Origin of the sequence: Candidatus Thiosymbion oneisti (assembly GCF_900092655.1) — a bacterium.
GTDB classification, from domain to species: domain Bacteria; phylum Pseudomonadota; class Gammaproteobacteria; order Chromatiales; family Chromatiaceae; genus Thiosymbion; species Thiosymbion oneisti.
The window spans coordinates 1-3078 of record NZ_FLUY01001623.1 but is presented as its reverse complement, the minus strand read 5'-3'; the positions used below and the strand labels follow the sequence as shown (position 1 = coordinate 3078).

The window sequence follows — 3078 nt, the reverse complement described above, 5'->3', positions numbered from 1 at the left end:
GATTGGGGCGCGCCGTAACCCGACAGACGATGATGGGAGCCAGCCTGGGATGTCGGGTTACGGCGCGTTCAGCCTCGCTGGCACCCGCCAACCTCGGAAGACGCGCCTAACCCGACCTACCACGACGAGCAGCCGGTAGCTAACTTAATGGCATTGGGCTGGCAAGAGGTTATGCCACGGCGACCTCTGATAGCGGTCACCATGGCCTCAGCGTCACGGATGCCAGCTGGGCCTATAACAACCTTCCGGCAGAAAGAGATTGGGCGTGGCGTGCCATCGGTGAGACCAGATATGAACTATATTATTACCGGACGCAATTTCACTTCCAATCTGTTGCAGGAATTGGATGGGCTTTTCGATATTAAGCTAGTGACGGAGGATGAATTGTGTATTTCTGAGATTTCTTTTAATAAAGATGATAAATTATATATTTCATCACAGAGTTCTTTGGAGTTAGTCATGGAACGCACACGTTGCCCTGAACGGTTGCGTGCGATTGAAATCCTGTCAGATAAATATCAGTGTCGCTCGGTGATGAAACCTTTGTTTCCGGATTTCCATTTCGAGACTAAGAAGTTATCGGAAATAACGGAGGATATGTTTGTCCGTGATCTTAAATATATCATCAAGCCATCCAAAGGTTTCTTCGGAATCGGGGTAAAGGTTGTAGACGAGCAGGCAGATATTCATTGCCTGGTCGATGAAATACGACAGGAAATAGATTTATATAGTCGAGTTTTCTCAGAAAATGTTTTTTCGAAGGAGGACATGATCATAGAAGAGTTTATTGAAGGGAATGAGTACGGGGTTGACATGTTTTATTCCGAAAGGGGTGAGCCGGTGATTGTTGCTCTCGCTCATCATCCAATGCCCGCGAAGGAACAATATCGTCATGTATTGTATTACACCAATCATTGTATGTTTGAACGATTGTATCCGCAGATCGAGTCCTTTTTTATCCGATTGAACTCGATATTGAACATACAGGCTCTCCCGATTCATGCGGAATTTAGACTCGGAAGGGGTGAAGAGTTGCTGCCGATCGAGTTGAATCCGCTACGTTATGGTGGATTTGGTCTCGCTGATTTGTCCTATTATGCTTATGATCAATGTCCCTACTTTTCGTTTTTCCAGGATCAAAAGTATGATTGGAAGAAAATTTGGAATGAGCGTCGTCGAAATAATCATTACGCCTGGGTTTTGGCATACAATGGCACCCGAGTGGATACCTCTGAAATAAACATCGATAATGCACACGCGAAGCTGCGCGTATTTATAGGTGATAAGCCGCTTCTTCATTATCAGAAGTTGGATTATCGGAACAGTCCCGTATTCGCTATTGCCTATCTGGCTGAGGAAGAGGAACACCGGTTGACGAGGTGGCTCGATGTCGAGTTTCAGGATTTCTTTTTGTAACTTTAAATCCACTGCAATTCGCGCGAATCAGCGCGAATCCATTCGCGAGGATTCGCGTGATTCGTAGCTTTTTTTTCTTACTTTGCCGACCGGTAACGCTTAACTTAATGGCATTGGCCCAGAACTAACCGGGAGTATCCTTATGAAATGCAACGCTATGAAACTCCGTTTTTTCGGCGCAACGCTGGCGCTGGGTCTAACGGGTGGGACAGGGGGGGCGGTATGGGCCCAAGATCCACAGGATTGTCAGGCCTTGCGCAATCATGTCATGGACGGGGCCTATGTGACCTCGGCCCGTGTCATGACTTCAGAGAATCTGACGGAATATTGTGAGGTACGTGCCATTGCTTTACCGTCGATCTCCATCGGAGTTCGGCTGCCGCTTGACGAGTGGAACGGCAAATTCTATCAAGTCGGCTGCGGTGGTTTCTGCGGTGTCTTGGAGCGTCCGGATAAGAAAAAATGGTTCGTCAATGCGATGGGGCCGGGATTGGAAAGGGGTTATGCTACGGCGACCTCCGACAGCGGTCACCATGGCCTCGACGTTACGGATGCGACCTGGGCCCATAACAACCCTCCGGCAGAAAGAGATTGGGGCTGGCGTGCCATCGGTGAGACCAACCGTGTAGCCATGTCGTTGCTGGAGGCCTTCTATGACGAGAAAGCGGAACAGAGCTATTTTCAAGGTTGCTCTAACGGCGGTCGCTTGGCCCATATGGCGGCCTTGAAATACCCAGACATGTTCAGCGGTATCATCTCCGGGGCACCGGCGATGGACTCTACCGGGCTGGTTGCCGTCAAAATGGCATGGCTCACACAAGCGAATACGGATAAGGACGGCAAGGCCATTCTGAAACCGGGCCAGGACGGGTTGATCGGCGATGAAGTCATGCGCCAGTGTGATGCCGAAGACGGGACCGAGGACAGCATAATTGCGGACCCGCGTAGGTGCTCTGTCGATCTATCCGTGCTGAGATGTGAGGCCGGTCAAGAGGACGCGACCTGTTTGACTGACGCCGAGCTGGGTGTGATCGAGAAATGGCGCCAAGGCCCACGGAATAAGGCCGGTGAGCAGCTCTATCCGGGTGGCGTGCCGGAAGGTTCGGAAAGATTCTGGTGGTTGTGGTTGACTGGTAAGCCGCAAGGCGGCGGCAAGCTGGTACCGCTTTTTGCTAAGGATTTCGGGGCCTATATGGCATTTGAAGATGATCCGGGGGCAAGCTACTCCCCGTTGGATTTCGATTTTGAAACCGACCCGAAACGCCTGGAGGCTATGGCCCGAGTCTACAATTCAGACCAGCCGGATTTGACCGCATTCATAGCAACCGGCGGTAAGATGATCGTGTGGCATGGTTGGGCGGATGCGATTGTTACCCCTTACAAAACGGTCGACTGGTATGAAAGACTGGCTTCGAATATGGGGGGCGAAGCGGCGCTGAAGAAAAACGTGCGGCTCTTTATGATCCCCGGTATGGACCATTGTGGTCTGCTACCCGCTGCCAATGGTGTCAGTCAGGACAACCTGAATGTCTTGGAGGCGCTTGAAGATTGGGTCGAGCAGGGGATAGCGCCTCAAACCATCTTGGGTAGTGGTTAAGGTTTAAATGGAAACATCGCCACTAGCAGTGTGTTGGGCACGCCACAAGCTGCACTCCCTCTCCC

General features: G+C 50.9%; 2 protein-coding genes. Both read left to right on the top strand.

The window, feature by feature from the left end:
- The first annotated feature begins 147 nt into the window (after nt 1-147).
- Nucleotides 148-1416, top strand: a complete 1269-nt coding sequence (locus BQ17_RS16515) for an ATP-grasp domain-containing protein (protein WP_089728921.1) — start codon at nt 148-150, stop codon at nt 1414-1416.
- A gap of 142 nt (nt 1417-1558) precedes the next feature.
- Nucleotides 1559-3013, top strand: a complete 1455-nt coding sequence (locus BQ17_RS16510) for a tannase/feruloyl esterase family alpha/beta hydrolase (RefSeq protein WP_218068321.1) — start codon at nt 1559-1561, stop codon at nt 3011-3013.
- The last annotated feature ends 65 nt before the right edge of the window (nt 3014-3078 follow it).

What these genes read in the sequence shown, in the direction of transcription:
- BQ17_RS16515 (WP_089728921.1), top strand. Translation starts at nt 148, where the DNA reads ATGGCATTGGGCTGGCAAGAGGTTATGCCACGGCGACCTCTGATAGCG.
- BQ17_RS16510 (WP_218068321.1), top strand. Translation starts at nt 1,559, where the DNA reads ATGAAATGCAACGCTATGAAACTCCGTTTTTTCGGCGCAACGCTGGCG.